The following is a 24,832-nucleotide window of genomic DNA, read 5'->3' as shown; positions in this document are numbered from 1 at the left end:
GCATCGACGACTCATGGCGAGCGAACCGTCGATTGTCATCCGCCCTTCTCGCGACGACGATGTCGAGCCCATGCTGGCGATCTACCGCCGGCATATCCGCCGCGGCATCGAGGCCGGTGTCGAGGACGCCGGCACGCCGCAGCCGGATGATCTGCGCGACCGGCGCAAGAACCTCCGCAATCGGCGGCTGCCGCATCTGGTCGCGACACGCGCCGGGGAGGTGGTGGGCTATGCCTATGTCGTCCAGTTCCGCAAGCGGCCGGCTTATCGCTTCACCGTCAAGCATTCGATCTACGTCCACCACGAACATCTCGGTAGCGGCATTGGCCGGCTGCTGATCCAGGTCTTGATCGATGCCTGTGCGGCGGCGGGCTTTCGCCAGATGATCGGCTACATCGACGCGGAAAACGTTGCGTCGTTGGCGTTGCACGAGCGCTTCGACTTCGCGCGAGTGGGCCTGCTGCCGGGGGTCGCTTACCGCTATGGTCGGTGGTCCGACAGTGTCCTGGTTCAAAGGTCGCTCGGTGCGGGCGCCACGCAGCCTGTCCTGTCGGGCTGAGCCTGGCGCCCGGTACTGGCATTATCGCCTACGCCGCCGGAAGCAACGAACGCGATCACCGACATTTGGCAGGCCAGCCCGGAACGTCCGCCTTGGCGCGGCGCTGCCGAGCCGCGTGCTGCGTGGCTCCAGTGCGTTCTTATGCGATAGGTCACATGTGGCTCGCCGCAGCAGCGAGCATCCTGGACGCGGATTGCGGTTCCCGGGAAAATCGGGGCAAGAAGACGATACGCTGAATCGTCAGATCGCCGCGATCGCGAACTTTGAGGATCTGGCGGACAACCGGGCAATCTGGATGGTCACACGCGCAGAGCTCGTATCACGGCTGGAACAGGCGTTCCTGGACCATGGCTACGCGCATCTGACGATGATCACCATCGCGGACACCTTCGATGTCACGCGGCGCACGCTCTATAATTATTTCAGCAGCAGGAAGAAGCGTTTCGATTTCTGATCGAGCATGCCAATGCGAATGCCGTCGCGGCCGGCATGGCGGCAGGGCGCGCTGCACTCGCGGAAGGGCAGGGGGCAGTCGAGATTCTCGCATCCCTTCTCGACGTTCGCGACGGCAACACCCGTCGCCGGCTGGCTAGATCGCCCCATGCGATCGAGATCAATGATCAGGCATTTAGACGCTGCCGAGACATCATGGTCGGTTCCGCCGTTGCCTTTCAGGCCAAGTTGGCTGCGTTAATCGTGGAGCTCGAGCAGCAAGGCATTCTTCGCGTCAGGAGCGGCGTGAGTCCCGAAGACCTCGCACAACGGCTGGCCGACGGCGCGCGTGGCACCAATCAAAGCCTGGCGCCGATCGCTCCGGACCAACTGCATTTGCGTTACCGGGGCCTATCCCGGCATGAGTTTGTCGAGGCATCGCTGGCCCATCGACTGGCCAGCCGCAACACGGCGACGGCCTTTTTGCGGAGGCGCTGCAATACGGCGTGATCCAGCCGACCGGAGCTGCCGGCGGCAACTCGGAACTGGTAGAGCCTGGCCCCTCGACGCTGTGGGCGCTGACCGAGTGGTACGCCTTGCACCTTGCGGCGCTCGATGCGCTCGACGGCTGCGGCCGTGTCGAGCGCCTGCGACGGACCGACCTGATGCGGCTCGCGGAGATGGAGCCGCTGGTCGCCGATGGCCTGCTAGCCTGCGAACTGATCCGCGTCCCAGCACCAATCTGTATTCGCTTCGGTGGATGACGGCGGCAGCGTGATGGATCGACTCATGGTCGGGCTGAGCGTCGATGCCTCATCCACCGAGGAGCGGGCGATGACGAACGTGACCTCGGTCTCCACGCTGGCCCGGCCGCTCAATCTGTCGCGGACCCATACGGGAAGGACGCTGGCGGCGGCCGCTGCGCTCGGCGGATTGGGCTGGAGCGGCGCGCGCGGGCGCTCCCCGATCTGGCTTTCAAGGAGCTTTCGCGCGCAGTACGCGCAGGTTCAGGCTGCGAAGCTCGCGATCATCGGCGCGGCATTCGACGCAGTCGAGGGAGTGCCTGATCCCAATCACGCCGCCGGCCACTATGATGGTGCCGGATATGGTTCGCGGCCACTGGAGCGAACCGGCATGCTGAAGAAATTGGAAGAGGCTGCCCCTTCTCCGGGGAGGCCTTCGGAGACCACGATTGCCGCTCGTCTCGACGCGCTGCCATTCTGTCGGCTTAGACTGGCGATCTTCGCCGTTGCCACGCTATGGCCGATCAGCCGTGCCGCTCGGTCCGTCGCTGCCGATTGTGAACATGCCGCCTGTCGGACCGCCGACACCCCCTGGTGCGAATGTCCGCTTCTGAGCGAGGCACAAGAGTCCGCTCCTGGCGCAGCCTGGACGCGGCTCGTGGAAACAATGAGTTTGGCTCCGGGCTGAATGATTGAGCCTCAGAGCCCGAACAGCCTCTCGAAGAAGTTCTTCTGGCGCTTGGCGCGCTGCCGCGGTTGGCCGCTGCCGTTTTCGCCTGCATTGGCGTAGCGCGGATCCCGTCCGGCGCCGGCCACGCCCGCCAGGGCGACCGGCTTCTGGTCCTTGAGGGCGATTTTCATGAAATTGTGCCAGATGTCGGTCGGCAGGTTGCCGCCGGACACGCCATTGGTGGGCGTGCTGTCATCGTTGCCCAGCCATACGCCGGCAACCAGATTGCCGGTGTAACCCACGAACCAGGCGTCCTTGTAGTCGTTGGTGGTGCCGGTCTTGCCAGCCATCGGCCAGCCGGGCATCCGCGCCCTTTGGGCCGTGCCGATGACGAAGATGTTGTGCATCATCTCGTTCATCATGGCATCGGTGCTTGGATCGATGACTTGCTCCAGATCGCCCGAAGCCGGGCGGCTGAAGACGAGCTTGCCATCCGCGGTCTTCACCTCGGTGATCACGTAGGGCACGGCCGCGAGGCCCCCGTTGGCGAAGGTGGCATAGGCGCCGACGAGCTCGAGCGGCGTGACCTCGGAGGTGCCGAGCGCGATCGAGGGGGCGGCCTGGAGCGGCGAGGTGATGCCGAGGCGCTGCGCCGTTTGCACGACCGCGTTGGGACCGACCTCCATATTGAGCTTCACCGCCACTGTGTTGAGGGAGAGCGCGAGAGCCCTGCGCAGGGTGATCGGCCCACGATAGCCCCGGTCATAATTTTCCGGCTTCCAGCCGTTGATGTTGACCGGTGAATCCGTGCGCACGGTGTCGGGGCGAAGCCCCCGTTCAAGGGCCGTCAGATAGACAAAGGGCTTGAAGGACGAGCCCGGCTGGCGGCGGGCGGAGGTCGCCCTGTTGAACTGGCTCGCCTCGTAGTCGCGGCCACCCACGAGCGCTGTCACGGCCCCGTCCGGCCGCATCGCCACGAAGGCGCCCTGGCTCACATTGAACTTCGGGCCCTTCGCGTTGAGCTCGTCCACCAGCACCCGCTCGGCCGCCGCCTGCAGGGATGGCTCGAGGGTGGTCGAGACCACGACGTCGGAGTCGATGGTGCCGACGACGGCGTCGAGCACGTCCATCACGTAGTCAGCGGCATAATTGGCCGAGCCGGCTCCTTTTGGAGGCATGAGCTCGGCCGGTGCATCGAGAGCCGTCCGGGCCATGTCGGGCGTGATGAAGCCGAGCTCCTTCATCGCCGCGATCACGCGTTCGGCGCGGGCCCGCGCGGCCTCGCGGTTGCGGCTCGGGGCCAGGCGCGACGGCGACTGGACGAGGCCGGCGAGCATGGCGGCTTCCGGCAGCGAGACGTTGCGGGCCGACTTGCCGTAATAGCGCTGGGCCGCGGCCTCGACACCGTAGGCACCGGCGCCGAAATAGACCCGGTTGAGATAGAGTTCCAGAATCTGGTCCTTGCTGTAGCTACGCTCCAGCCAGAGCGACAGGATCGCTTCCTGGATCTTGCGCGAGACCGTGCGCTCCTGGGTCAGGAACAGGTTCTTCGCGAGCTGCTGGGTAAGCGTCGAGCCGCCCTGGAGGCCGCCGTCATGGGTCAGGTTGCGGTGGGCCGCACGGACGAGGCCCATCAGGTCGATGCCCCAATGGTCGTAGAAGCGCCGGTCCTCGATGGCGACGAAAGCCTGGGGCAGGGAGGGCGGCAGCTCCCCGAGGGAGACCTCGCGGCCGCCCGTCTCGCCGCGATTGGCCAGAAACGAGCCGTCATGCGCCAGGATGGCGATGTTCGGGGGCCTTTTCGGCACCGTGAGCTGACTGAGCGGAGGGAGCTGCAAGGCGTAGTAGGCGACGACGCCGCAAAGGCCGATCAGGCCAGCCAGACAGAGCGCGAGCCCGGCATATGCCAGCCTTCTCAGGAGCGAGCCGGCCCCCGCAGGCCGGGCCGCTCCGGGTTGGCGAGACGCGTCATCGCTGGTTTCAGAGGCCGGCCCGTGAGCCGCGGCCCCACCCTCGCGATCCTCGGAGGCGGGGCGAGAAACGAGCTCCTGAGCTGCCGTCGCCAGCGCGTCGACAGCGGGCTCGCGCCGGTCACCTTCGTTCGCCACCTGTGGTCAGCCCCCATTCCGTGCAGCCGGTGCAATCGGGTGCTTCTGGCATCGGCTCTTGGCACAACTAAGACCAGGGGCGGACATGCATGTCAGGCTGGAGATCGGGAGGGCGACGGCGCTCCATCCTCGAAAGGGGGCCGCCGGCTCATCCGCGCCCCGGAGCGAAACTCAGCGCATGTTCCACAGCACGGATCGCTCCTGCCGGCCATCTCCTCGAGCTCGCCGGTCAGTGACGCCAGCGACGGAGCGAAAGTCACGACCAGGCCGATGCGGTCGCCTGCTGCCAACGCCTCCGTGAAGGCGGATTCATTGAGCCGCAACGCGGGAATCGGCAGCGCGCTCGACCGCATCGATTGCCGGGCCGAAAGCCGAGCAGGTGAACAGTATCGCCTTGGCCGGCCCGGCCGTGCCCTCGGTCGCAGCGGCATAGCGTCCGAGCGTCAGGAAGCGCTCGGTCATCGCCTCGTCTAGACTGCCGCGGGCTGCGAGATCGGTCGCGAGCGAGGTATCGAGCAGGTCGAAGATTTTCGCTTTTGGCCAGTGCGCAGCGAAGGCGGCCCGCGCCGGCAGCACGGATTCCTCGAGCGCATGCAGGAGCGCGATGCGCGGGGCGGCTTCGATCGTTTCGACCATGGCAGATCCTGTCAGTCGCTGACCGGCGTGCGCGCCTTCAGGAGGGCGAGCAATCCTTCGTCGCGGCGCAGCTCCAATTCGGCGATGGTGCGATCGCCTGCCTCTTCCGCGACGCCGGCGACGATCTTCGCCTGAACATCCGCGTCGAGCGACGGATTCCCGAGCGATTGCCAGCGCCGGACCTGGCTCGGCCCGAGATGGGCGAGGTAGCCGGCGATGCCGCCTTCGCCGCCGCCGAGGTGATAGGTCATATGCGGCCCCATCAGGGCCCAGCGCAAACCGGGCCCATTGCAGAGCGCCGCATCGATGTCGGCGACGCTGGCGACGCCCTGCTCGACCAGATGCACGGCCTCGCGATAGAGCGCCGAGGCCAGCCGGTTGGCGATATGGCCCGGCATTTCCCGGTTGAGCACGACAGGGCGTCGGCCGAGCGCGCGATAGAAGTTCGTCGCGCCGGCGACCACCTCGGGATCGGCCCCGACGATCTCGACCAGCGGCACGAGATGCGGCGGGTTGAACGGGTGCGCCACGACGATCCGCTCCGGCCGGGCGCAATCGGCGACGATGGCGCTGCGGACCAATGCCGAGGTTGAACTGGCAATGATCGCTCCGGGCGGAAGCAAGGCGTCGATCTCGGCGAGGAGCTTGCGCTTTACTGCCTCGTTCTCCGGCCCGTTCTCCTGGACAAAGCTGGCGCCCTTCAGCGCCATCGCAAGGTCGGTGGAGAAGCTGACGGAGCCGCTTCCAGTCAATCCCAACTCGGTCAGCTGCGCCCGCGCCCGCTTGATATAGGACAGGAAGCGTGCCTCGGCCTCGGGATTGGGGTCATAGGCCGAGATCGTCACGCCATAGGCGCTGGCGAGCGCCGCCCAACTGGCGCCGATCATGCCGGCGCCGACGATGGCGAAGTGCTGGACGGTGTCGCTCATGAGCTTTGGTTCCGGACTGTCATTCGGCCTTGATGCCGCTCGTCTTGATCAGATCGTCCCATTTCGCGATCTCGCTGTCGATCAACCTGGAGGCCTCCGCAGGCGTGCTGGGCTTCGGATCGACGCCCTGCAGCGCCAGCGCCTCCTTCAGCTTCTGGCTCTTGAGCGCCTTGTTGAGCTCAGTGTTGAGCTTGTCCAGGATCGGCTGCGGCGTGCCGGTCGGCGCGAGCAAGCCGAACCAGGATGAGACCTCGAAGCCTTCGAGCCCCTGTGAGATCGCGGTCGGCACATTCGGCATGAAAGGCGAGTTCTCGTGGCCTGTGGTCGCGATCGCCTTCAGCGAACCGGCATTCACATGCTGCAGCACCGCGGGAATCGTGTCGAACATGATCTTGACCTGCCCCGCGACCATGTCGGTCATGGCCGGCCCGGAGCCGCGATATGGCACCACTGGCATCTTCGTGCCGGCCTTGAGGTTGAACAGCTCGCCCGAGAGATGCTGCGGCGAACCCTGTCCCGAGGAGGCGTAGGAATAGCCGTCCGGACTGGCCTTGATCAGCGCGATCAGCTCCGGGACCGTCTTGGCGGGAACCGACGGATGGACGACGAGCGCCAGCCCGACATTGCCGGCCAGGCCGACCGGCACGAGGTCCTTCCTGAGGTCGAAGCCGGGCTTCGCCTGCAGGCTCATATTGATCGAGTGGCTGGTGAGGGCGCCCAGCAGCAGGGTGTAGCCATCCGGCTGGGCGCGCGCGACCGCGGCCGCGCCGACGCTGCCGCCGGCACCTGCGCGGTTCTCCACGACGAGGCGCTGGCCGAGGGTGTTCGACATTTCCTCTGCGACGACGCGTCCGATGATGTCCGTCGCGCCGCCGGGCGCATAGGGGACGACTAGCATGATCGGCTTCTGCGGATAGCTCTGGGCGAAAGTCGCGGCGGGGAAGGCCAGCGAAAAGCTGGCGAGCGCGCCGATCAGGTGGCGACGGTCGAACATGGGATTTCCTCCTGGAATGGGCATGCGGACTGGTTGGTTCCAGCCTCGGCGGGACGTGTTGGGCGTGGTGTGACCGATCAGCAGAAGTCGAAGTCGCAGCCTTCGTCGGCCTGCAGCACCGTCGTGAGATAGAGGTGGCGGTAGCCGCGGGATTCCTCCGCCAGATGTGCCGGCGGCCGCCATTCGCTCTTTCGGCGTTCCCGCTCGGCATCGTCAACGAGCAGCGCGATCTCGCGGGCCTCGACATCGAGCCGGATCATATCGCCGTCGCGGACAAGCCCGAGCGGGCCACCGACGGCCGATTCCGGCGTGATGTGCAGCACGATCGTGCCGAAGGCGGTGCCGCTCATGCGGGCATCCGAGATGCGGACCATGTCCTTGACGCCGGCCTGAGCCAGCTTCTTGGGGATCGGGATATAGCCTGCCTCCGGCATGCCGGGTGCGCCCTTTGGACCGGCATTGGTCAGCACGAGGACGTCGTCCGCCTTCACATCGAGGTCCGGATCGTCCATGCGCCGGACCATATCCTCGACCGAGGCGAAGACGACCGCGCGACCGGTATGCTTGAGCAGAGCAGGCGAGGCGGCCGATTGCTTGATCACGGCTCCGCCGGGCGCGAGGTTGCCGCGCAACACCGCCATGCCCCCGGTCGGCTTCACCGGGCACGCGGCGGTGCGGATTATGCTTTGGTTGGGCACGTCCTCGGCTGCGTCGGCGACCTCTCCGATGGTGCGGCCGTCGATGGTCGGGGCCGAACGGTCGAGATGGTCACCAAGCTCCTTCATCAGCTTGGGCACGCCGCCGGCCCAATGGAAATGCTCCATGTAGTGGTCGCCTGAAGGCTTGAGGTCGATCAGCACCGGCACCTTGCGGCCGATCGCATCGAACTCCGCGAGATCGATCGAAAGACCGGCCCGGCGCGCGATCGCAGCCAGATGCACGAGACCGTTGGTCGAACCGCCGATGGCCTGCAGGACTGTCAATGCATTTCGGAAGGCGGTTTCGGTCAGGATCTCGCTCGGCTTCGGCCCGCCCTTGGCGAGCCTGACCGCCTCGCGCCCGCTCGCCTCGGCGGCGCGGATGCGGTCGGCATGGGTGGCGGGGATCGTGCCGGAACCGGGCAGGGCGATGCCGAGCGCCTCGACGAGGCAGCCCATCGTGCTGGCCGTACCCATCACCATGCAGGTGCCCTGCGTCGGCGCGAGACGGCCGCTCAGCACTTCGATCTCGGCCGCGTCTATCTGCCCCGCCCGATGCTGGCCCCAGAGCCGCCGGCAATCGGTGCAGGCGCCAAGGATCTCGCCCTTGTGATGGCCGACGAGCATCGGACCCGTGATGAGCTGGATCGCGGGGATATCGGCGCTGACGGCACCCATGAGCTGAGCCGGCACAGTCTTGTCGCAGCCCCCGATCAGCACGACGGAATCGCAGGGCTGGGCCCGGATCATCTCCTCGGTGTCGATGGCCATGAGATTGCGCAGGAACATCGAGGTCGGGTTCGCGAAGGATTCGTGGATGGAGATCGTCGGGAACTCCATCGGCAGGCCACCAGCCAGCATGACGCCGCGCTTCACCGCTTCGATCAGCCGCGGCACGTTGCCATGGCAGGGATTGAAGTCGCTGAAGGTGTTGGTGATGCCGATGATCGGCCGGTCGAGCGCATCATCCGAGAATCCTGCCGCCTTGATGAAGGCCTTGCGCAGGAACAGCGAGAAGCCGGGGTCGCCATAGGTCGCGAGATTGCGGCGCATGCCGCGTTCAGCCGGCCATGAGGATGAAGTATCGTCGTCGCGCTTCGTCATGGCGTTATGCGAAGCAGGTTGTTGCCATGATTGTCAACAATTGTGTTGAGGGGTTATAATCTGGCATGCGGACGACCACGTTGAAGCTTCAGACGACCGATCGCGTTCGTGGCATTGCCGCGACGCTGGAAGAGGAGATCGTGCTCGGCTGGCTGATGCCCCGCGAGCGGTTGGTCGAGGAAGACCTGGCAGAGCGGCTCGATGTGAAGCGCCATGTCGTGCGCGAGGCTTTGGCCGAGCTCGAGCGTGTAGGACTCGTCGAGCGCGTGCCGAATCGCGGCGCCTTCGTGAAACTGCTCGAGCCGCTGGAGGTACGGCAGATCTATTCGGTGCGAGAGGCGCTGGAGACGCTCGCTGCCGAACAGATTCCCTTGCCTGCACCCGACCGGCTACTGACACAGCTGCAGCAAATTCAGGATGCTCACAGTGCAGCCGTCTCCTCCGGCGACGCTCGCGCTGCTTTCCGCGCCAACATGATCTTCCACGAAGCCCTCTTCGCCGCTTGCGGCAATCCCCATCTCGTTGAACTGATCCAGGCCATGGCTCAGAAGGTCCATGGCGCGCGTTCGATCACCGCTGCGAGCGCGGAGTATCTGGCGCTCGCTCGCGATGAGCATCTCGGAATGATCGAAGCTATCAAGGCTGGAGATCGGGCTGGTTTGGTCGCGCTTTGCCGCAAGCACCTCGGACCGTCGCGAGATGCCTATATCGCAGCAGTTGAGCCGCGTTTCGCGCGCTCAAACGCGTTCAAAGAGGACTGCCCCTTAACTGCCACCAGGAAATAGTCAGGATCTGCCGCCGGAAACCGGTTGTAGCACGACGCTTCGACTGCCCAAGATCAATGGCTCTGTCAGGGCCGGCATTGTTCGAGCCGGTGTGCAGACTGGCAACTGGCGCGCGCCCTGGGTGCAATCGCTTATCGTACCAGACTGAGTTGGCCGGGCGCTTGCCTTTTGCGCGCCTGCAAGGGTGGCGTTCAGCGTCGGACTTGGCGATGCGGTCGGGCGGGACCGTGCCAGAAGCGGACCTTTGCGCCGACTTGGAAAGCGGAAATTCGGATCCAGACAGTGGCACGGCTGAACTGACCGATTGCGGGCAAAAGCGCGATGTTCAGCTGTGGTATGTGTCAGGCGGGAAAACACCGGCCTTTCGCGGCGTGGCGGTGGGCCGCTCGATCGAGAGTGTCACTTCCGGCGCCTCATGCCCGATGTGCAGATCGATCAAGCTCGCATTCAATGCTCTGTCGGTGGCGGTTTGGCGGAAGTTGAAGCGCAGATAATCGTTCCAGGTGGGCGTGCGGAACGTCTCAGTCCACACGGCGGTGTCGTGCAGGTTGCGCGTCAGGATCCACCGCCGTGCCCCGTTGCGACCTTGGGCCCGGCGGCGCTGCAGCATCAACGCGAGAAAGGGCTCTACCTGATCGGCGGCGATCCGATATTCGATCTTGATCGCGATCGGCCCGCTGCGCGGCTTCAGGTCTAGGCTGATCACGGGCGCCTCGAAGTGATCGGGCGTCGAAACATCAGCGTCCTTGCGTTGATGGATGGGCAGAATCAAACCGAGGATGGCAACGCCAAGAGAGGCCGCCGTCGAGGCCTGCAAGGCGAGGCTTAGGGAATAGCTCTCAGTCACCATCCCCCAGAGCCAGCTCCCGACTGCGAGCCCGCATGAGGTGAGAGCGTAGTAGAGCGAAATCGTCCGACCGACGACCCAGCGCGGGCTCGCCCATTGAACGCTGATGCTCAGGCCCGACCATCCCAAAACCCACCCGGCCCCCCCGAGCATGAGCGCAATGGCGGCGACGGCCGCGGTTTGCGTCAGCGAAAGGCTGATCGTGCAGGTCGCGCAGGCGACGCAAGCCAACTTCAACATCTGTTCGTCTGACAGTTTTCGCCTGAGCGTCGTTGAGGTCAGGCCCGCCAGCAGCGCCCCGGCGCCAAAGCCGGCCATGAGAACCCCATAGGCAACCGCCCCCTGTTTCAGCTGATCGCGAACCACCAGTGGAAGAAGGGCGAGGATTGCGATGCCCGCGAGCCCGAACAGAAATCCGCGCGCGAGCGCCGTCTTGATCTCGGACGACAGCGACGTGAAGCGAATGCCGTCGGTGATCGCTGTCAGCATCGCTTCGGGCGGCAGTCTCGATACCGGCACCTTCCATTTGGACCGCCAGACCACGACCAGCGGCGCGAAATGGCCGAGGGTGTACAGGCAAAAGGCGGTCAGGGGGCCGAAGGTCGCGAGAATGATGCCGCCGAGCGCCGGCCCCACGCTGCGCACGGTGTTGAACCCGACCGATGTCAGCGTCACCGCCGCGGCAAGGTCCTTTCGATCGACGATATCGCCTACTGATGCCTGCCAGGCCGGGTCGTTGAAGGCGATGCAGCATCCCGCGAGAAAGCTGAAGAACAGGATGATCCAGGGATTGATCAATCCGACCGCCACGAGGACCGTCAGTGTGGCGGCGGTCAGGGCCATGAGGGAGCGCGCGATCAGCATCACTCTGCGGCGATTGAAATTGTCGACGATGGCGCCGGCAAAAATCGATAGGATGAATGCGGGCAGGTTTGTCGCGGCCTGAACCAGTGCGACCATCACGCTGGACGGTGTGATGGTCGCCATCAGCCAACTCATGGCGATGGTCTGGATCAGCCATCCCAATCCCGAGATCAGCCCGGCAAGCCAGATCGCCCGGAAAGTGACATTGTTGAGCGGCGCAAACGGCCCAGTTCCTGCCGCGGGCTTTCGCACATCCATAACCGGCTTATTTCCGACGTCTGTTGATGGGGCGCCGGTTAATTCCGAGCGTGACGCTGAATTCTTATGTCACGACCTCTGTTTGGGAAGCGTCATTTCCGTCTCCGGCTCATTACCGGAAAGCGGAGGTTGAGAAAGCTTAAAGGCGCCCCGCGGCAGACGTCTCGGGTAAGACAATCTTGCCAGCCTCGCGCCACGAGCGAACTCCAACCCTCTGCCCGCAACCGGACCTCGACAGAGCCGCCGCATCTCGACCGAAAACGAACTGGGTCATAGCTCCATTGAGCGCGATCTTTCCGGAGTGACTCGCGGCGGTGCTCCACCGCCAACATCCGTCGCGTAGGCAAAATACGATTTGCGCTGTCCGTTGACGGGCAAACTTGGTCGCGGTCTAGACTCCCCACGTCGTCATGTCAGCTGAGTGAGCGGCGCGGGGCGTCGCGCGCTCACGTCGTCCTGGCCGCAGACCGTTTGGCGCGGGCTTGGAGGTATTCCTGAGCCAATCAGCAACGCCTTTCGCAATTGCCGGATTTTTACCGATCGTCTCGGGTGAGTTAGAGCCCCTCGCTCAGACTGTCCCGGCGGTGTGACCCCCGTGTCTTCTGCGTAGGTTACGCAGATTCCAGACTGACCTGTCTATGGTCCGCCTCGAAGCAAGAACGACGCGATGACAGGATCGGCGTCGATGTCCAACGAAGAAGACAGGAAGGCGGGCAAGTCAGCCGTGCTGCAGCGGTTCCCGACGGAGCGCCGGGCTATCGAGCAGCTCGCGGCGCGGAGTGAGGACTTTTGCGACATGTGCGAGGAGCTTGTCGAGGCGGAGCTGGCACTGCGCGCGGCCCAGATGATGCCGGCGGAAATTCGCGGTGAAAGAACGGCGGAATGGGTCGCCCAGATCGAGAGGCTCTCGGCCGAAATCGGCAGGGCCCTCAGGACCGCCAACGTCATCCCGATCGGTCGGGTCAACCGGCCGAAAACTCACTCCTGAGCATAGGATTCCGATGGGATCGGGCCGATCCCGCGCGAGTTTCGGGGCCGCGAGGGGCACGGAGAGTTAAACCGAGGGAGAGCAGGCATGTACTATACCGACAACTCGATACTGCCCGAGAACATGGCGCCGCTGATCATCACGGCGGCGCCCTATGGGCCTGCGTGGCTGCCGGGCGACGCGAGCGACATCCCCCTGACCTGGGACGAGCAGGTCCAGGCCGCCGTCGACTGCTACGAAGCCGGCGCCACTATGCTGCACTTCCACGTTCGCAACCCGGCCACCGGCTTGGGGTCGACGAACTTCGACGACTATAACTACCTGCTGAAGCGGGTGAAGGAAGCCGTGCCGGATATGATCATCCAGGTCGGCGGCTCGATCTCGTTCGCACCGCACACGGCCGACGCCAAGGCGAAGTGGCTCGACTACGACACCCGCCATATGCTCACGGAGTTAGACCCGAAGCCGGAGTATGTGACGGTGTCGACCGGCACCACGCTCTGGGACATCGCGTCGATGTTCTCCAAGGACGACATCAAAGGGACGCATATGGACGATCCCAAAGTGCTGGCGGCCTGGGCCGGCATGGTAGTGGATTCAACCCCAGAATTTTACGTCGAACACCTCAAGCGCCTTCGGAAGAATGGCATCCAGCCTTACTTTGTCCCCGCTCATGTCCACCAGTGGGAGCTCATCGAGCGGTTGATCCGCGCGGGCATCTATATGGGGCCGCTGAACATGGCGCTGTGCGCGTACGGCGGTGGAACGTTGGGCCGAAATCCGTTCGATCTGATGCACTTCCTGCAACGCTTGCCGCAGGGTTCTGTCAATACCTTCTGGTCGAGCATGCGCGGACTGATCTCGATCTCGGCGATGTCCATGGTGCTCGGCCAGCATGTCCGGGTCGGTAACGAGGACAATCTCTGGGGCGCCGATCGCACCCGCAAGACCACGGTGGAGCAAGTTCAGGGCGTGGTGCGCCTGTGCAAGGAGTTCGGCCGTAAGGTTGCGACGGCCGAAGAGGCGCGCAAGATCATGAAGGTCGGCACTTGGTACAATAGCGTTGAAGAGACGCTGCGAAACAACGACATGCCGCCCAATCCCACCGAGTTCAACCCGGGCTTTCTGACCTGGCCGACCGACGGAAAGATCAAGCCGGCTGTCCTCGGCGGCGACTCGCATCCGATCGCCGCTTGCATGATCGCGCCAGCGCCCGTCCGGGCCGCGCAGGCGCAACTGAAGATCGCGACGGCGTAACCGCCTGCTGTCCATGCACCTATACGGGGGCCTGCGCTTCGGCGCGGGCCACTCGTTCCAAAACGAGCGCAGGAGCGGAATGCGTGACTGGCCAGATAACCCACTTTGAAATCTACGGCGACGAGCCGGAGAAGCTCTCCAAGTTCTACGGCGCACTCTTCGGTTGGCGAATGGAACAGGTCGAAGGCCTGGACTATTGGCGCATCCATTTGGACCCGGCCGACATCGACAGCGTGGGAGGCGGGCTCACCTACCAGCCGAAAGCCGACCCGAAGGGCTGGCTGCAGTTCGTGAATGTCGAGTCGATCGACGATTCGCTGGCCCTCGCCGAGCAAATGGGGGCAAAAGTCGTGAGGCCTAAGACCGCAGTACCGCGAACGGCATGGGTCGCCGTTCTCGCCGATCCGTCGGGAAACATGTTCGCGGTCTGGCAGCCCGATGCCAAGGCCTTCCCGATGCCGGAACCCGATTGAAGGATGTTCAAATGGAAAGGCATCGGCAAGACGACGGCTCGCTCGGGCCGTGGGAGAGCGACGCCCTCAAACAACTCGAGACATGGGATCCTCGCTGGGCGCATGCTTGTCAGGCGATGAGTACAAATGCCTGGGGCGGCGCGGTTCTTCCACGCAGGTTCGTCGAGTTGATTGCCGTCGGGATCAATGCGGCCTGCACAAATCTCGATAGGGAGGGCACCCGCCGTCACATCAGCGCCGCCCTCGACGCGGGCGCCACGCGTGACGAACTCCTGACGGTCATCAAGATGGCGACCGTGATGTCGATTCACTCCTGCAGCCTGGGCGCCCCGATTCTGCTCGATGAAATGAAGGCGTCGGGCAAGCATTCGGCGGAACGGCCTCCGGTCGCGACGCCCGCATGCGACAGGATGAAGAACATCGGCCAGTGGAACGAAGCCTGGAATCCCTTTTTTGAGCTCGATCCACGATGGACCGACGAGTTCATGGCGACGGGCGCCGGAATCTACGGCAGCGGGATTTTCAGTTCGAAGGAGATGGAGCTTCTCAGCATCGCCTTCGATGCATCGTTCACGCACATGTATGCGCCGGGCACGCGTCGGCACATCAAGGCGGCCTTGGCGCTGGGAGCAACGGCCGAGGAAATCATGGAGGTTCTGAAGCTATGCACAGCCCAGGGCGTGCAGGCCTGCAACCTCGCGATTCCGATACTGGCCGAGGAAATGGCGAATCGTTCGAGCAGCTGAAGCGGGGATGCAGGCGATGACAGAAGCTGACCCCGGGGAGCGAGATGTCGCCGACATCGCAGATGCCACGACCGCGCCGAAAGACCGGGCACACAAACTGCGGGCGCGCGTCCTCGACGAGGCAAGACGGTTCGTCGTACTGTTCCTGTACCTATGGATATTGTTCGGACTCTTCGTGCTGAACGAGCGGATCATTCTCCGCGAACACGAAATCAGTTTTGCGTCACAGGGCTTTGCAGTATTCAACGCGTTCATCCTCGCGAAAGTCATGCTTGTCCTGGAGGATCTCAATTTAAGCAGATGGCTCGATCGGTGGCCTCTGATCTATCCGATCCTGCATGACTCCTTCCTGTTCTCGATTTTGTTCGTAGCCTTCCACGTTCTTGAAGAGATCATCATTGGCCTGTTCAAGGGCGAATCCGCCATCACCAGCGTTCCGGCGATTGGCGGAGGAGGAATGGCCGGCGTCCTGTGTGTCGCCGTGATCCTGTTCTTCGCTCTCATCCCGTTCTTCGCATTCCGGAACTTCAATCGCGTGCTCGGTCAAGGCCGAATCGAAGCGATGCTGTTCAAGACGGTGGTTCGGGACTCAGCCGATTCTTAGTGTTGCTGGTGGCCGTTTTCCGGACTGACATCCCTGCTCACATTCCTGGTCCGACGAAGGTGGATTCGGTTCGCCCCGTGCCATGGCGCGCGTCGAGCCAGCGGGGTTTGGCGTCCGTACCGATCGGGCTGTTGCCAGCCGGTTGCTTTACCATGGCGAAGGGCGCGATCTTCGGGCTGGAAACCACCGCGATCCCCGTCGGCGTCCTGCTGTATCCGCTGCAACACAGGATCTATCCCGCGCGCCTCGTCTTGGGAGGAGCGGTGTCGGGCCGCTGAACTTCTGGGCGCTTGCTTCGGCTAGTTGGATTTCGGCCGGTCCTCGCCGGGCGGCGCGATGCCGGCCTTGCTCAAGGACTGCATGAAACGATCGATGTCCTCCCGCCGGACGACCCGCAGCGCCACCTCTGATCGAAGGTTGGCGATGAGCCGAGGCGCATGGACCTCCATCCACGTCCGTTCGCGCGCGGCCTCGGTGGTTTGACCCGCCTCGCCGTAGATCGCAGCAGCGATCATATGATAATTGGGGTTCTCCGGCGCAGGCGTCTTGGTGATCCACATCGCGGCCTCCCGCAAGCCTCCCTTGAAATAGCTGCAGAGTGCGAGGCCCGACTCGTAGTAGGCAAGCGGCCCGGGATTTCGCTTTCGAGCTTCGTTCATGAGCGCGCAGCCGCGTGCCCAGTTACCGGCCAGCGAGAGGCGGTAGCCGTACTCGCCGACAAGCTCTGTATCGTTGGGGTTGAGGCCAAGGGCCTGCTCGCCGATCTTCAGGGCGGCCTCGACTTCGCCGTGGAAATACAAGGCGAACATCTGGGCCTGGAGGGCGCGAATGTTTTCCGGATCGAGTTCCACGGCACGGCGCGCGGCTTCGAGCGCCCTGTCGATCGAAGCCGGAGACGACGACGGGTCGATCGGGTAGCGAAAGCGGATTTCGTCGACATAGGCTTGCGAGAGAAGCGCCCAGGCCGTCGCATAGTTCGGAAAGCGCCGCACCGCATCTTCAAGGCATTTGCGGACCGATGGATGCTTTTTGCCGTCGAGGCTGGCGCGATAGGCGTAGTAGGTCAGCGTGCAGGCATAGGCCTGCCAATCGTCCGGCGCGTTCTGAGGCCGCTGGGATGCGTCGGCCAGATAGATCACCCCATAGGGCTGCCCGAGCGGTGTTGCGACCTGCCGGGCGATGTCGGTCACGGTTGCGATGAGCTTCGAGGCCTGCAGATCGCCGGTGTAGCTGTTTGCCCAGATCACCGAGTTATCGACACGGTTGAGGACACGGGCGCGAAGCCGGAACTCGTTGTCGGTGACGTTGATGTCGCCCGCGAGGACATAGCGCGGATCGGAGGCCGAGGACCGGGCCGAGGACGCGCCGGCATAATCGCGCGGGTCGCCTACCACCGTCACGATGTCCTTGAACTTGGCGATCTGCTCGATGACCTCTTGCGTCAAGCCGCGCGCGATAGCTTGGGAGTTACCCGCATTAGTCAGGTCGTCGAAAGGTCTCACCAGCAATCGGGGCAGGGCCGGAGCCTCCAGGCGATCAATGCTGGCCCGGTTCACCGCCAGCCAGGACAGGGTTGCAAGTGCCACCAGGCAAGCGATCCCGACGGGGAGCGCGCGCGGCAAACGACCCCGCCTGACCACCGGGACGGGGCTCGTCGACGATGGCCGCACGTCGAATTTGGGGACATAGCTGCCTTTCGGGATCGATATGACGATCTCATCCGAAACCCCGGCGGTGACATAGAAGAGTTTCAACGCGCGCCGAAGATGCCCAGCCTCAATGCGGACGACCGGGTCGGAGTGCGCGTCGAACAAGGCATCCCGCCCGAAGACCTCGACCGCGATCGCATACGCCTTAATGCGGTCGGCGCGGCCCGCGATAGCCTCCTCGACAACATAGTCCAGAAATTTCCGCGACCGCTCCGTCGCATCGAAATCCGGGCTTTTCAGGATGCGACCAAGCTGAGCCCTGACGCTTTCAGCTTGGGGAATGCCGGCGGCCCCCGTTTCGCACGGTGTGTCTGCGGCCGAAGCAACCGGTGAGGAACCCAGGATACTCCGCGCTCGCATGATACTCCTCCCGCGAGGACACGCGCTCGAATACTAAATATTATAGCCTAGTATGGGATTTTCGGCCGGACATACAAGTCGATCGACGTTCGCGCCAAAGGCGCGGGTCACGACGCTGCATCTCCGGCGACAGCCGCTGGTCGAAGCAATCCGCAGCTCGCCGACGCTCGCCCACTGCGGCAACAGATCTACTTCTGCTTCGCCAATGCGGTCTGGAATTCAACCGCCTTTGGTATGATTGGCCAGGCCCGGAAGCGGGACGTTGCCGAAGTGAAACGCCCTTAAGCAGACATCTCAGACGTCGGCAAGCGGCCGACCCCGCTTGTCAGGCGCCTCGTGGCGAATGTCTCACTTGGGGCGCCACCAGACCACGAAGGCAAACCTGTGAATGTCTGGCTCGGGGCGGCAGCCAGAGTCTGCTTATGGCGCGAACCGGAGCGCATTGCTCAATGAATGATCGCACCTCGCGCCACCCAGGTGACTTGCGAGCGAGAGGGAGTGTTTGGGTATCCGCAACTTCCGGTCCCCGATTTCTCAATTAAATCATCTGCTTAGTGCAGATAGAAGTGGCGGAGACGGAGGGATTCGAACCCTCGATACCCTTGTGGGGTATGCTCATTTAGCAAACGAGTGCCTTCAGCCTCTCGGCCACGTCTCCGGCGAGAGGCTCTATGCCTGATTGCAGAGGCCTTTGACAAGCCTCGCCGATAACTTCCTTCGTACGACCTGTGCATTCGCGCGAACGCGGCGCTCGACCACTCCCGTGTGAAGGGAGTGCTCGAGAGGTAAGAGGCCGCCGCAACGGAGCCCTGCGCCGGCCTGGCTTGCTCCCCGGCGGCGCTGCCACTAAATTGCTGTTGTCCGTTGGGGTGCCGAAAGGCTGAGAGGCGTGGCTTGCGCCAACCCATCGCACCTGATCCGGGTAATGCCGGCGAAGGGAACGGTCTTCGGCTCGCAGACAAGTTGCTCGCGCCTCAGGCCGCTGCCTTCCCGGGAGCAGGGAAAGCATGACGGCAGCACGTCCTCAGTCAGGCCTGACAGTCGCGGTGGTCGGCGCCGGCGTCGTCGGTCTCGCCTGCGCCACCGAACTGCTGGCGCGCGGCGCTGACGTCACCGTGCATGAACGCGGCCCGCGCGTCGGGGCCGAGGCCTGCTCCTGGTATGCTGGCGGCATGCTCGCGCCCTGGTGCGAGGGCGAGAGCGCCGAGGAGCCGGTGATCCGGCTAGGGCAGCAGGCAGCCGACTGGTGGGAGCGTCATGCCGGCGGCGTCGTCCGCAAGGGCACGCTCGTCGTCGCGCCAAGCCGGGATCGGTCGGAGCTGCGCCGCTTCGGCCAGCGAACCAGCCATTTCGAGGATATCGACGGCGAGGCCATCGCCGGGCTGGAGACCGATCTCGCCGGGCGATTCTCGCGCGGTCTGTTCTTCTCTGGGGAGGCGCATCTCGATCCCCGACAGGCGATCGCCGCTCTGGGCGAGCGGCTGGTCGCGAACGGCGCCGTCATCCATTTCGACAGTGCGGTCGAACCGGCCGATCTCGATGCCGATATCGTCCTCGACTGCCGCGGGCTGGCTGCGCGCGATGTCCTGCCGGAACTGCGCGGCGTCAAGGGTGAGATGCTGCTGCTCCGGAGCGACGATATCAGCCTGTCGCGGCCGGTTCGTCTGCTGCACCCGCGTATCCCGCTTTACATCGTGCCGCGTGCCGACGGGCTCTTCATGGTCGGTGCGACGATGATCGAGAGCGGGGAGCGCAGCCGCATCTCGGCCCGCGCCATGCTGGAGCTGCTCGGCGCGGCCTATGCGCTGCATCCAGCCTTCGGCGAGGCGGAGGTGGTCGAGATCGGTACCGATGCCCGCCCGGCCTTTCCCGACAACCTGCCGCGGCTGACACGCCGCGGGCGGGTGATCCACGTCAACGGACTCTACCGCCACGGTTTCCTGCTCAGCCCCGCGATGGCGTGGATGGCGGCGGAAGCCGTGTCCAATCCGCAATCCAGACCGGAGATGCTGCATGACCTTGCTGCTTAACGGCGCGCCGCAGGAAATCGCCGCGAAGACGCTGGCGGAGGCGCTGGCCGAGCTCGGCTATGGCGGCCGCATCGTCGCGACGGCGGTGAACGGCGAGTTCGTGCCGGCGCGCAAGCGGGCCGAGATGCCTTTGAACGATGGCGACCGCATCGAGGTCGTCGCGCCGATGCAGGGAGGCTGAGATGGCGTCCTTCTATGGTTTCGAGCCGCAGAATCCGCTTTTCCTCGGTACAGCGCAGTATCCGTCTCCCGCGATCCTGGCCGAGGCGGTGAAGCGCTCGGGCGCCGAGGTCGTCACCGTCTCGCTGCGGCGGGAATCGGCCGGCGGCGCCGGGCAGGCGTTCTGGGCGCTGATCCGCGAGCTCGGCGTCAAGGTTCTGCCGAACACGGCGGGCTGTCACACCGTCAAGGAAGCGGTGACCACCGCACAGATGGCGCGCGAGGTCTTCGGCACCGACTGGATCAAGCTCGAGGTGATCGGCGAGGACGACACGCTGCAGCCGGATGTGATCGCGTTGGTCGAGGCCGCCCGCATCCTCGCCGATGACGGCTTCAAGGTCTTTCCCTACACCACGGAGGATCTCGTCATCGGCGGGCGGCTGCTCGATGCCGGCTGCGAGGTGCTGATGCCCTGGGGCGCACCGATCGGGTCGGGCAGGGGGCTCAACAACCCCTATGGCCTGCGCAGCATGCGTCAGCATTTCCCTGACATTCCGCTCGTCGTCGATGCCGGTATCGGCCTGCCTTCACATGCCGCACAGGCGATGGAGATGGGCTATGACGGCATCCTGCTCAACACCGCCGTCGCCAAGGCGGGCGACCCCGCGGCGATGGCGGAGGCCTTCGCGCTCGCCATCCGCGCCGGCCGCCAGGCCTTCGCCGCGCAGCCGATCGAGGCGCGCGACATGGCCGCTCCCTCCACCCCCGTCATGGGCAAAGCCTTCCTGGCCTGAAAGACTCGTCCCGCATGAAGCTCGATCCGTTCTACCCCATCTTCGACAGCGCCGATTGGCTGGAGCGGATGCTGCCGCTCGGCGTCAAGCTGGTCCAGTTGCGCGTCAAGGACCGCCCCGAGGCCGAGGTCGCACGCGAAATCGCCCGGGCGAGGACGCTCTGCGCGGCGGCCGGCTGTGTGCTCGTCGTCAACGACTACTGGAAGCTCGCCATCGCCGAGGGCTGCGATTTCATCCATCTCGGCCAGGAGGATCTCGACGACGCCGATCTCGGCGCGATCCGCAAGGCGGGGCTCAAGCTCGGCGTCAGCAGCCATGACGAAGCCGAGCTGGAGCGGGCGCTGGCGACGGAGCCGGACTATGTCGCGCTCGGTCCGGTCTATCCGACGATCCTGAAGCAGATGCGCTTCGGGCCGCAGGGGCTGGAGCGGCTCGGCGAGTGGAAGCGCCGTATCGGCGACCTGCCGCTGGTCGGCATCGGCGGCATCTCGCTGGAGCGGGCGCCTGGCGTCTTCGAGGCCGGTGCCGACATCGTCGCGGCGGTGACCGACATCACGCTGAACGCCGATCCTGAGGGGAGGCTGAAGGCCTGGGTCGCGGCGACGCGTGAGCGCCTGTCGCCCGGGTCCTGAACGCTGTCATCCCGGACAAGCGGCAAAGCCGCGCTGATCCGGGATCCATGCCTGAACCTGTGCCGGAGGCGTTCCGGCATGGATCCCGGGTCTCCGGTTCGCTGCGCCCGGGATGACCACCGATCATGTCGATGGTGAAGGGAGAGCTTCAGCTCTCGGCTTCCGCCGGCATCGTATGGCCGTCGACATGGCCGAGGCTGCGCTCGGGGTCGAGCCGGTCGCGCACGCGCTGCTTCAGCACCTTGGAATCCGGGAAGCCGCCATCGGTCTTGCGGTCCCAGATCAGCTCGCCGTCATAGGTAATCTGGAAGATGCCGCCGGTGCGCGGGATCAGCGCGACCTCACCGAGATCCTGCCCGAAGGTCGAGAGCAGCTCCTGGCCGAGCCAGGCCGAGCGCAGCATCCAGTTGCACATCGAGCAATAGGTGATGGCGATACGGGGAGCGGGCTTGGTTTCGGTCATGATCGGCCACCGTTGAAAGGGATGTTCGCCTCGACATCCCGCTTCCGGTGCCGCGATGCAAGCCTGAAAGCGGCATGGCGGCTGCGCTTTGTCAGCCCGCCATGGTGCTCAGGCTGCGCGAGGGATAGCGCAGCGCGACATCGAAGGGGTTGAGCTTGGCGCCMAGAGCTTCCGCCTCGCTGCGCAGCATGGCGATGACGTTGGGCAGCCGGTCCTCGCGCAGCCGCTCGGCCAGCGTGCCGACGCTGAGCGCCGCGACCACGCGGCCCCGCGCATCGAAGACCGGCACGGCGACACCGGCCATCCCTGCGATGAGCCCGGTATTGAGGTTGACCCAGCCCTGCTCACGCGCCGTCGCCATAGCGCTGCGCAGCGCGGCTTCGTCGAGGAAGCCGCGGTCGAGCAGGCGGGGCATGTTGAAGCGGATCACCGCCTCACGCTCGTCCTCCGGCAGATGGGCCAGCATGGCGAGGCTGCCCTGGCCGATGCCCAGCGGCACCTTGCCGCCGATATCGCCGGTGAAGGAGCGGATCGGGAAGGGCCCCTCGATCCTGTCGAGGCAGACGGCGTCATAGCCGTTGCGGACCAGCAGGAAGATCGTGTCGCTGAGCGTCGCGGAGAGCCGCAGCAGGGCGGGGCGGGCCAGCTCGCGCAGGCCGCCTGCCTGCCCGGCGCGGGCCGCGATGACGAAGAAGTCGAGCGCCAGCCGGTAGCGCTTGCCGCCGGCTGCCTGCTCGACGAAGCCTTCGGCCATCAGGTCGCGCAGCGCGCGATGTGCGGTGGGCTGGCCGCAGCCGGCAGTCTCGGCGATGTCCTTCAGCCGCATGCCACCACCATCGCCCTCCGAGAGGATGCGCAATAGCCCAAGCGCGCGGCGAAGCGAGGAGACGGGTTCGTCGACAGGTTGCATGCGAGAAAATCAAACGTCAGATGGCGATTAAAATTCTGCATAGAGAAATTATGTCAACAAAAATTCTCTAATGCGGAATTGAAGATTGACGAATTTGTGTCGTCTCCCTTTGCTTGCGCCATCGCAGTCCGGCTTTTCCGGCCACCGGAAAGCCTGCCGATCGAGGTGTTCATGGGCTTCCTGACGCTGCAATCGCTGAGCAAGGTCTTCGGCGACTTCACCGCCGTCAGGGATGTCGATCTCAGCGTCGCCAAGGGTGAGTTCGTCTCGCTGCTCGGCCCCTCCGGCTGCGGCAAGACGACGACACTGCAGATGATCGCGGGGCTGGTCGAGCCGACCAAGGGCACCATTACCCTCGATGGGCGCGACATCACCCGCGAGAAGCCCAGCCGCCGCGGCCTCGGCATCGTGTTTCAGAGCTATGCGCTCTTTCCGCATATGACGGTGGCTGAGAACGTCGCCTTCGGCCTGGAGATGCGCAAGGTCGCCAGGGCCGAGCGCGACCGGCGTGTGAAGGAGATCCTCGGCCTCGTCCATCTCGCGCCTTTTGCCGAGCGCTATCCGCGTCAGCTCTCCGGCGGCCAGCGCCAGCGCGTCGCCATCGCCCGCGCCCTCGTCATCGCGCCACCGGTGCTGCTGCTCGACGAGCCGCTCTCAAACCTCGATGCTAAGCTGCGCGAGGAGATGCAGTTCGAACTGCGCCGCATCCAGCGCAGCGTCGGCACCACCACGATCATGGTCACGCACGACCAGGCCGAGGCGCTCTCGATCAGCGACCGCGTGGTGGTGATGGAGCAGGGGCGCATGACCCAGATCGACGCGCCCTATCGGCTCTACGAGAGGCCGGCGACCGCCTTCATCTCCTCCTTCGTCGGCAAGATGAACCGCATCGAGGCCGTCTGGCGCGGCGGCCGGGCCGAGGCGGGCGGCGTCGCGCTGCCGAGCGAGGCGGCGAGCCTGCCCGAAGGTTCTGCGGCCGTCCTGACGCTGCGGCCCGAGAAGATCCTTCTCAAGCCCGCCGGCCAGGGGTTGCTCGACGGACGCGTGGCCAGCCGTTTCTTCCTCGGCAGCTACTGGCTCTTCAACATCGAGACGCCGGTCGGGATGATCCTGGTCTCGGCGCCGAACCAGGGCGGTGAGCCGGCCGGCGAAGGCGAGGGCGTCGCCCTCGACTGGCAGGCGGACAGCGCCGTGGTCACGACTGCGGGAGCGGTGGCATGAGCGGGCAGCGCACGCTGACGCCCTGGCTGCTCGTCTCGCCGGCGACGCTGCTTTTCCTCGGGCTCGTGGTCCTCCCGCTCATCCTGACGGTGATCCTGTCCTTCCATGCCTATGATCACACCTCCGGCATCCAGAACAGCTTCACCCTCAAGCACTATCTGACCGTCGCATCCGACGATTATTATCTCACGATCTTCTGGCGCACGCTGCGGCTCGCTGCGCTGACCACGCTGATCTGCGCTCTGATCGGCGCACCCGAAGCCTATGTGCTGGCCCGCATGGGCGACCCCTGGCGCTCGGTCTTCCTGCTTGTGATCATCGGCCCGCTGCTCGTCTCGGTGGTGGTCCGCGCCTTCGGCTGGAGCATGCTGCTCGGCTCCGCCGGTCTGCTGAACCAGGCCCTGCAGGCTCTGGGCCTGAGCCCGGTCCGGCTGCTCTACACCGAGACTGCGATCGTGATCGCGCTCGTCCACGTCATGCTGCCTTTCATGGTCATCCCGGTCTGGACGGCGCTGCAGAAGCTCGACCCGATGGTCGAGGCGGCAGCCTGGAGCCTCGGTGCCTCGCGCTTCACGGCGCTGCGCCGGATCGTGCTGCCGCAAGTGTCGCTCGGCATGCTCTCCGGTAGCCTGATCGTCTTCGGTCTTTCGGCTAGCGCCTTCGCCATTCCCGGCCTGCTCGGCGGCCGGCGCCTCAAGATGGCGGCGACGCTGGTCTATGACGAATACATGTCCGAGTTGAACTGGCCGCTGGGCGCCGCGATCGCGATCATCGTGCTCCTCGCCAACCTCATCATCATGCTGGGCTACAATCGTCTCGTCGAGACGCGCGCCCGCCGGGCTCTGGGCTGAGGGGCACG

Annotated in this window: 27 protein-coding genes, 1 tRNA gene and 1 riboswitch; of the genes, 18 read left to right on the top strand and 10 right to left on the bottom strand. The window is 64.9% G+C overall.

Annotation, left to right across the window (positions count from 1 at the left end; translation table 11 throughout):
* Nucleotides 1-13 precede the first annotated feature (13 nt).
* From AC1DIN_RS04475 to AC1DIN_RS04455, 5 genes are all read left to right on the top strand, one after another.
* On the top strand, nt 14-559 hold the full coding sequence (locus tag AC1DIN_RS04475; RefSeq protein ID WP_476808842.1) for an N-acetyltransferase family protein: 546 nt from the start codon (nt 14-16) through the stop codon (nt 557-559).
* 157 nt (nt 560-716) lie between these two features.
* A complete protein-coding gene (locus AC1DIN_RS04470; RefSeq protein WP_476808841.1) occupies nt 717-1,013 on the top strand; it encodes a TetR/AcrR family transcriptional regulator in 297 nt (98 codons plus the stop codon).
* A 35-nt stretch (nt 1,014-1,048) separates the two neighbouring features.
* Entirely contained in the window at nt 1,049-1,501 is a 453-nt protein-coding gene (locus AC1DIN_RS04465; protein WP_476808840.1) for a hypothetical protein, read from the top strand.
* Nucleotides 1,498-1,755, top strand: a complete 258-nt coding sequence (locus AC1DIN_RS04460) for a hypothetical protein (protein ID WP_441468460.1) — start codon at nt 1,498-1,500, stop codon at nt 1,753-1,755. Before AC1DIN_RS04465 ends, AC1DIN_RS04460 begins: the two co-directional genes overlap by 4 nt.
* Before the next feature lie 25 nt (nt 1,756-1,780).
* Nucleotides 1,781-2,422, top strand: coding sequence for a hypothetical protein (locus tag AC1DIN_RS04455; RefSeq protein ID WP_476808839.1), 642 nt, complete (start codon nt 1,781-1,783; stop codon nt 2,420-2,422).
* An 11-nt stretch (nt 2,423-2,433) separates the two neighbouring features.
* Here the strand turns inward: AC1DIN_RS04455 and AC1DIN_RS04450 are convergent, their stop codons facing one another.
* The 5 genes from AC1DIN_RS04450 to AC1DIN_RS04430 all read right to left on the bottom strand — a co-directional run bounded on the left by AC1DIN_RS04450 (nt 2,434) and on the right by AC1DIN_RS04430 (nt 8,822).
* Entirely contained in the window at nt 2,434-4,512 is a 2,079-nt protein-coding gene (locus tag AC1DIN_RS04450; protein WP_476808838.1) for a transglycosylase domain-containing protein, read from the bottom strand.
* 309 nt (nt 4,513-4,821) lie between these two features.
* Entirely contained in the window at nt 4,822-5,148 is a 327-nt protein-coding gene (locus AC1DIN_RS04445) for a hypothetical protein (protein WP_476808837.1), read from the bottom strand.
* Between the two features lie 11 nt (nt 5,149-5,159).
* Nucleotides 5,160-6,077, bottom strand: coding sequence for a 3-hydroxyacyl-CoA dehydrogenase NAD-binding domain-containing protein (locus tag AC1DIN_RS04440; protein WP_476808836.1), 918 nt, complete (start codon nt 6,075-6,077; stop codon nt 5,160-5,162).
* Nucleotides 6,078-6,096: 19 nt separating this feature from the next.
* A complete protein-coding gene (locus AC1DIN_RS04435; RefSeq protein ID WP_476808835.1) occupies nt 6,097-7,071 on the bottom strand; it encodes a Bug family tripartite tricarboxylate transporter substrate binding protein in 975 nt (324 codons plus the stop codon).
* A gap of 77 nt (nt 7,072-7,148) precedes the next feature.
* Nucleotides 7,149-8,822 (bottom strand): IlvD/Edd family dehydratase, encoded by a 1,674-nt coding sequence (locus AC1DIN_RS04430; RefSeq protein ID WP_476809368.1) that lies wholly within the window; start codon nt 8,820-8,822, stop codon nt 7,149-7,151.
* Between the two features lie 116 nt (nt 8,823-8,938).
* Between AC1DIN_RS04430 and AC1DIN_RS04425 the strand changes: the two genes are divergently transcribed.
* Nucleotides 8,939-9,658, top strand: a complete 720-nt coding sequence (locus tag AC1DIN_RS04425; protein WP_476808834.1) for a GntR family transcriptional regulator — start codon at nt 8,939-8,941, stop codon at nt 9,656-9,658.
* Nucleotides 9,659-9,983: 325 nt separating this feature from the next.
* Here AC1DIN_RS04425 and AC1DIN_RS04420 read toward each other — a convergent pair whose 3' ends face one another.
* A complete protein-coding gene (locus tag AC1DIN_RS04420; RefSeq protein WP_476808833.1) occupies nt 9,984-11,627 on the bottom strand; it encodes an MFS transporter in 1,644 nt (547 codons plus the stop codon).
* Nucleotides 11,628-12,312: 685 nt separating this feature from the next.
* Here AC1DIN_RS04420 and AC1DIN_RS04415 point away from each other — a divergent pair.
* From AC1DIN_RS04415 to AC1DIN_RS04390, 6 genes are all read left to right on the top strand, one after another.
* Complete coding sequence (locus AC1DIN_RS04415; RefSeq protein WP_476808832.1) at nt 12,313-12,615, top strand: hypothetical protein; 303 nt, start codon at nt 12,313-12,315, stop codon at nt 12,613-12,615.
* 87 nt (nt 12,616-12,702) lie between these two features.
* A complete protein-coding gene (locus AC1DIN_RS04410; protein WP_441468451.1) occupies nt 12,703-13,872 on the top strand; it encodes a beta-keto acid cleavage family enzyme in 1,170 nt (389 codons plus the stop codon).
* Nucleotides 13,873-13,955: 83 nt separating this feature from the next.
* A complete protein-coding gene (locus AC1DIN_RS04405) occupies nt 13,956-14,345 on the top strand; it encodes a VOC family protein (RefSeq protein ID WP_476765985.1) in 390 nt (129 codons plus the stop codon).
* 11 nt (nt 14,346-14,356) lie between these two features.
* Complete coding sequence (locus tag AC1DIN_RS04400) at nt 14,357-15,091, top strand: carboxymuconolactone decarboxylase family protein (RefSeq protein ID WP_476808831.1); 735 nt, start codon at nt 14,357-14,359, stop codon at nt 15,089-15,091.
* A 16-nt stretch (nt 15,092-15,107) separates the two neighbouring features.
* Nucleotides 15,108-15,695, top strand: coding sequence for a hypothetical protein (locus AC1DIN_RS04395; protein ID WP_476808830.1), 588 nt, complete (start codon nt 15,108-15,110; stop codon nt 15,693-15,695).
* A 152-nt stretch (nt 15,696-15,847) separates the two neighbouring features.
* Nucleotides 15,848-15,973, top strand: coding sequence for a hypothetical protein (locus tag AC1DIN_RS04390; protein WP_476808829.1), 126 nt, complete (start codon nt 15,848-15,850; stop codon nt 15,971-15,973).
* A gap of 21 nt (nt 15,974-15,994) precedes the next feature.
* Here the strand turns inward: AC1DIN_RS04390 and AC1DIN_RS04385 are convergent, their stop codons facing one another.
* Both AC1DIN_RS04385 and AC1DIN_RS04380 read right to left on the bottom strand, forming a co-directional pair.
* Nucleotides 15,995-17,281 carry a hypothetical protein gene (locus AC1DIN_RS04385; protein ID WP_476808828.1) on the bottom strand — a complete coding sequence of 429 codons (1,287 nt, stop codon included), beginning with the start codon at nt 17,279-17,281 and terminating at the stop codon, nt 15,995-15,997.
* A 1,050-nt stretch (nt 17,282-18,331) separates the two neighbouring features.
* A tRNA-Ser gene (locus AC1DIN_RS04380) sits at nt 18,332-18,422 on the bottom strand.
* A 197-nt stretch (nt 18,423-18,619) separates the two neighbouring features.
* Nucleotides 18,620-18,721: riboswitch (TPP riboswitch) on the top strand.
* Nucleotides 18,722-18,798: 77 nt separating this feature from the next.
* On the opposite strand from AC1DIN_RS04380, the gene thiO reads away from it, so the two are divergent.
* Genes thiO through AC1DIN_RS04360 form a run of 4 tightly spaced genes read left to right on the top strand, consistent with a single transcriptional unit; the run spans nt 18,799 to nt 21,379 of the window.
* Nucleotides 18,799-19,794, top strand: a complete 996-nt coding sequence (thiO, locus tag AC1DIN_RS04375; RefSeq protein WP_441468954.1) for a glycine oxidase ThiO — start codon at nt 18,799-18,801, stop codon at nt 19,792-19,794.
* Nucleotides 19,778-19,975, top strand: a complete 198-nt coding sequence (gene thiS / locus AC1DIN_RS04370; RefSeq protein ID WP_441468445.1) for a sulfur carrier protein ThiS — start codon at nt 19,778-19,780, stop codon at nt 19,973-19,975. Before thiO ends, thiS begins: the two co-directional genes overlap by 17 nt.
* Nucleotide 19,976: 1 nt before the next feature.
* The gene (locus AC1DIN_RS04365; RefSeq protein WP_476808827.1) at nt 19,977-20,747 is read left to right on the top strand and encodes a thiazole synthase; all 771 of its coding nucleotides are present in this window, start codon (nt 19,977-19,979) and stop codon (nt 20,745-20,747) included.
* A 14-nt stretch (nt 20,748-20,761) separates the two neighbouring features.
* Nucleotides 20,762-21,379 carry a thiamine phosphate synthase gene (locus AC1DIN_RS04360; RefSeq protein WP_476808826.1) on the top strand — a complete coding sequence of 206 codons (618 nt, stop codon included), beginning with the start codon at nt 20,762-20,764 and terminating at the stop codon, nt 21,377-21,379.
* Between the two features lie 148 nt (nt 21,380-21,527).
* Here the strand turns inward: AC1DIN_RS04360 and AC1DIN_RS04355 are convergent, their stop codons facing one another.
* On the bottom strand, nt 21,528-21,842 hold the full coding sequence (locus tag AC1DIN_RS04355) for an Rdx family protein (protein WP_441468442.1): 315 nt from the start codon (nt 21,840-21,842) through the stop codon (nt 21,528-21,530).
* A 91-nt stretch (nt 21,843-21,933) separates the two neighbouring features.
* Entirely contained in the window at nt 21,934-22,752 is an 819-nt protein-coding gene (locus AC1DIN_RS04350; RefSeq protein WP_476808825.1) for an IclR family transcriptional regulator, read from the bottom strand.
* Nucleotides 22,753-22,923: 171 nt separating this feature from the next.
* Between AC1DIN_RS04350 and AC1DIN_RS04345 the strand changes: the two genes are divergently transcribed.
* Both AC1DIN_RS04345 and AC1DIN_RS04340 read left to right on the top strand, forming a co-directional pair.
* Nucleotides 22,924-23,973 carry an ABC transporter ATP-binding protein gene (locus tag AC1DIN_RS04345; protein ID WP_476809367.1) on the top strand — a complete coding sequence of 350 codons (1,050 nt, stop codon included), beginning with the start codon at nt 22,924-22,926 and terminating at the stop codon, nt 23,971-23,973.
* The gene (locus tag AC1DIN_RS04340; RefSeq protein WP_476808824.1) at nt 23,970-24,824 is read left to right on the top strand and encodes an ABC transporter permease; all 855 of its coding nucleotides are present in this window, start codon (nt 23,970-23,972) and stop codon (nt 24,822-24,824) included. The genes AC1DIN_RS04345 and AC1DIN_RS04340 overlap by 4 nt, the downstream gene beginning before the upstream one ends.
* The last annotated feature ends 8 nt before the right edge of the window (nt 24,825-24,832 follow it).

The organism is Allobosea sp. 05T438 (assembly GCF_056396025.1).
Note: the sequence above shows the minus strand (reverse complement) of the source record. Positions and strands in the feature narration are given on the sequence as shown.

Bases quoted from the DNA above. Each gene is read 5' to 3' on its own strand.
- AC1DIN_RS04395 (WP_476808830.1), top strand. From the start codon at position 15,108: ATGACAGAAGCTGACCCCGGGGAGCGAGATGTCGCCGACATCGCAGAT.
- AC1DIN_RS04440 (WP_476808836.1), bottom strand. From the start codon at position 6,077: ATGAGCGACACCGTCCAGCACTTCGCCATCGTCGGCGCCGGCATGATC.
- AC1DIN_RS04410 (WP_441468451.1), top strand. From the start codon at position 12,703: ATGTACTATACCGACAACTCGATACTGCCCGAGAACATGGCGCCGCTG.
- AC1DIN_RS04425 (WP_476808834.1), top strand. From the start codon at position 8,939: ATGCGGACGACCACGTTGAAGCTTCAGACGACCGATCGCGTTCGTGGC.
- AC1DIN_RS04355 (WP_441468442.1), bottom strand. From the start codon at position 21,842: ATGACCGAAACCAAGCCCGCTCCCCGTATCGCCATCACCTATTGCTCG.
- AC1DIN_RS04390 (WP_476808829.1), top strand. From the start codon at position 15,848: ATGGCGAAGGGCGCGATCTTCGGGCTGGAAACCACCGCGATCCCCGTC.
- AC1DIN_RS04360 (WP_476808826.1), top strand. From the start codon at position 20,762: ATGAAGCTCGATCCGTTCTACCCCATCTTCGACAGCGCCGATTGGCTG.
- AC1DIN_RS04430 (WP_476809368.1), bottom strand. From the start codon at position 8,822: ATGCGCCGCAATCTCGCGACCTATGGCGACCCCGGCTTCTCGCTGTTC.
- AC1DIN_RS04340 (WP_476808824.1), top strand. From the start codon at position 23,970: ATGAGCGGGCAGCGCACGCTGACGCCCTGGCTGCTCGTCTCGCCGGCG.
- AC1DIN_RS04475 (WP_476808842.1), top strand. From the start codon at position 14: ATGGCGAGCGAACCGTCGATTGTCATCCGCCCTTCTCGCGACGACGAT.
- AC1DIN_RS04455 (WP_476808839.1), top strand. From the start codon at position 1,781: ATGGTCGGGCTGAGCGTCGATGCCTCATCCACCGAGGAGCGGGCGATG.
- AC1DIN_RS04365 (WP_476808827.1), top strand. From the start codon at position 19,977: ATGGCGTCCTTCTATGGTTTCGAGCCGCAGAATCCGCTTTTCCTCGGT.
- AC1DIN_RS04415 (WP_476808832.1), top strand. From the start codon at position 12,313: ATGTCCAACGAAGAAGACAGGAAGGCGGGCAAGTCAGCCGTGCTGCAG.
- AC1DIN_RS04420 (WP_476808833.1), bottom strand. From the start codon at position 11,627: ATGGATGTGCGAAAGCCCGCGGCAGGAACTGGGCCGTTTGCGCCGCTC.
- AC1DIN_RS04465 (WP_476808840.1), top strand. From the start codon at position 1,049: ATGGCGGCAGGGCGCGCTGCACTCGCGGAAGGGCAGGGGGCAGTCGAG.
- AC1DIN_RS04445 (WP_476808837.1), bottom strand. From the start codon at position 5,148: ATGGTCGAAACGATCGAAGCCGCCCCGCGCATCGCGCTCCTGCATGCG.
- AC1DIN_RS04400 (WP_476808831.1), top strand. From the start codon at position 14,357: ATGGAAAGGCATCGGCAAGACGACGGCTCGCTCGGGCCGTGGGAGAGC.
- AC1DIN_RS04345 (WP_476809367.1), top strand. From the start codon at position 22,924: ATGGGCTTCCTGACGCTGCAATCGCTGAGCAAGGTCTTCGGCGACTTC.
- thiS (WP_441468445.1), top strand. From the start codon at position 19,778: ATGACCTTGCTGCTTAACGGCGCGCCGCAGGAAATCGCCGCGAAGACG.
- AC1DIN_RS04435 (WP_476808835.1), bottom strand. From the start codon at position 7,071: ATGTTCGACCGTCGCCACCTGATCGGCGCGCTCGCCAGCTTTTCGCTG.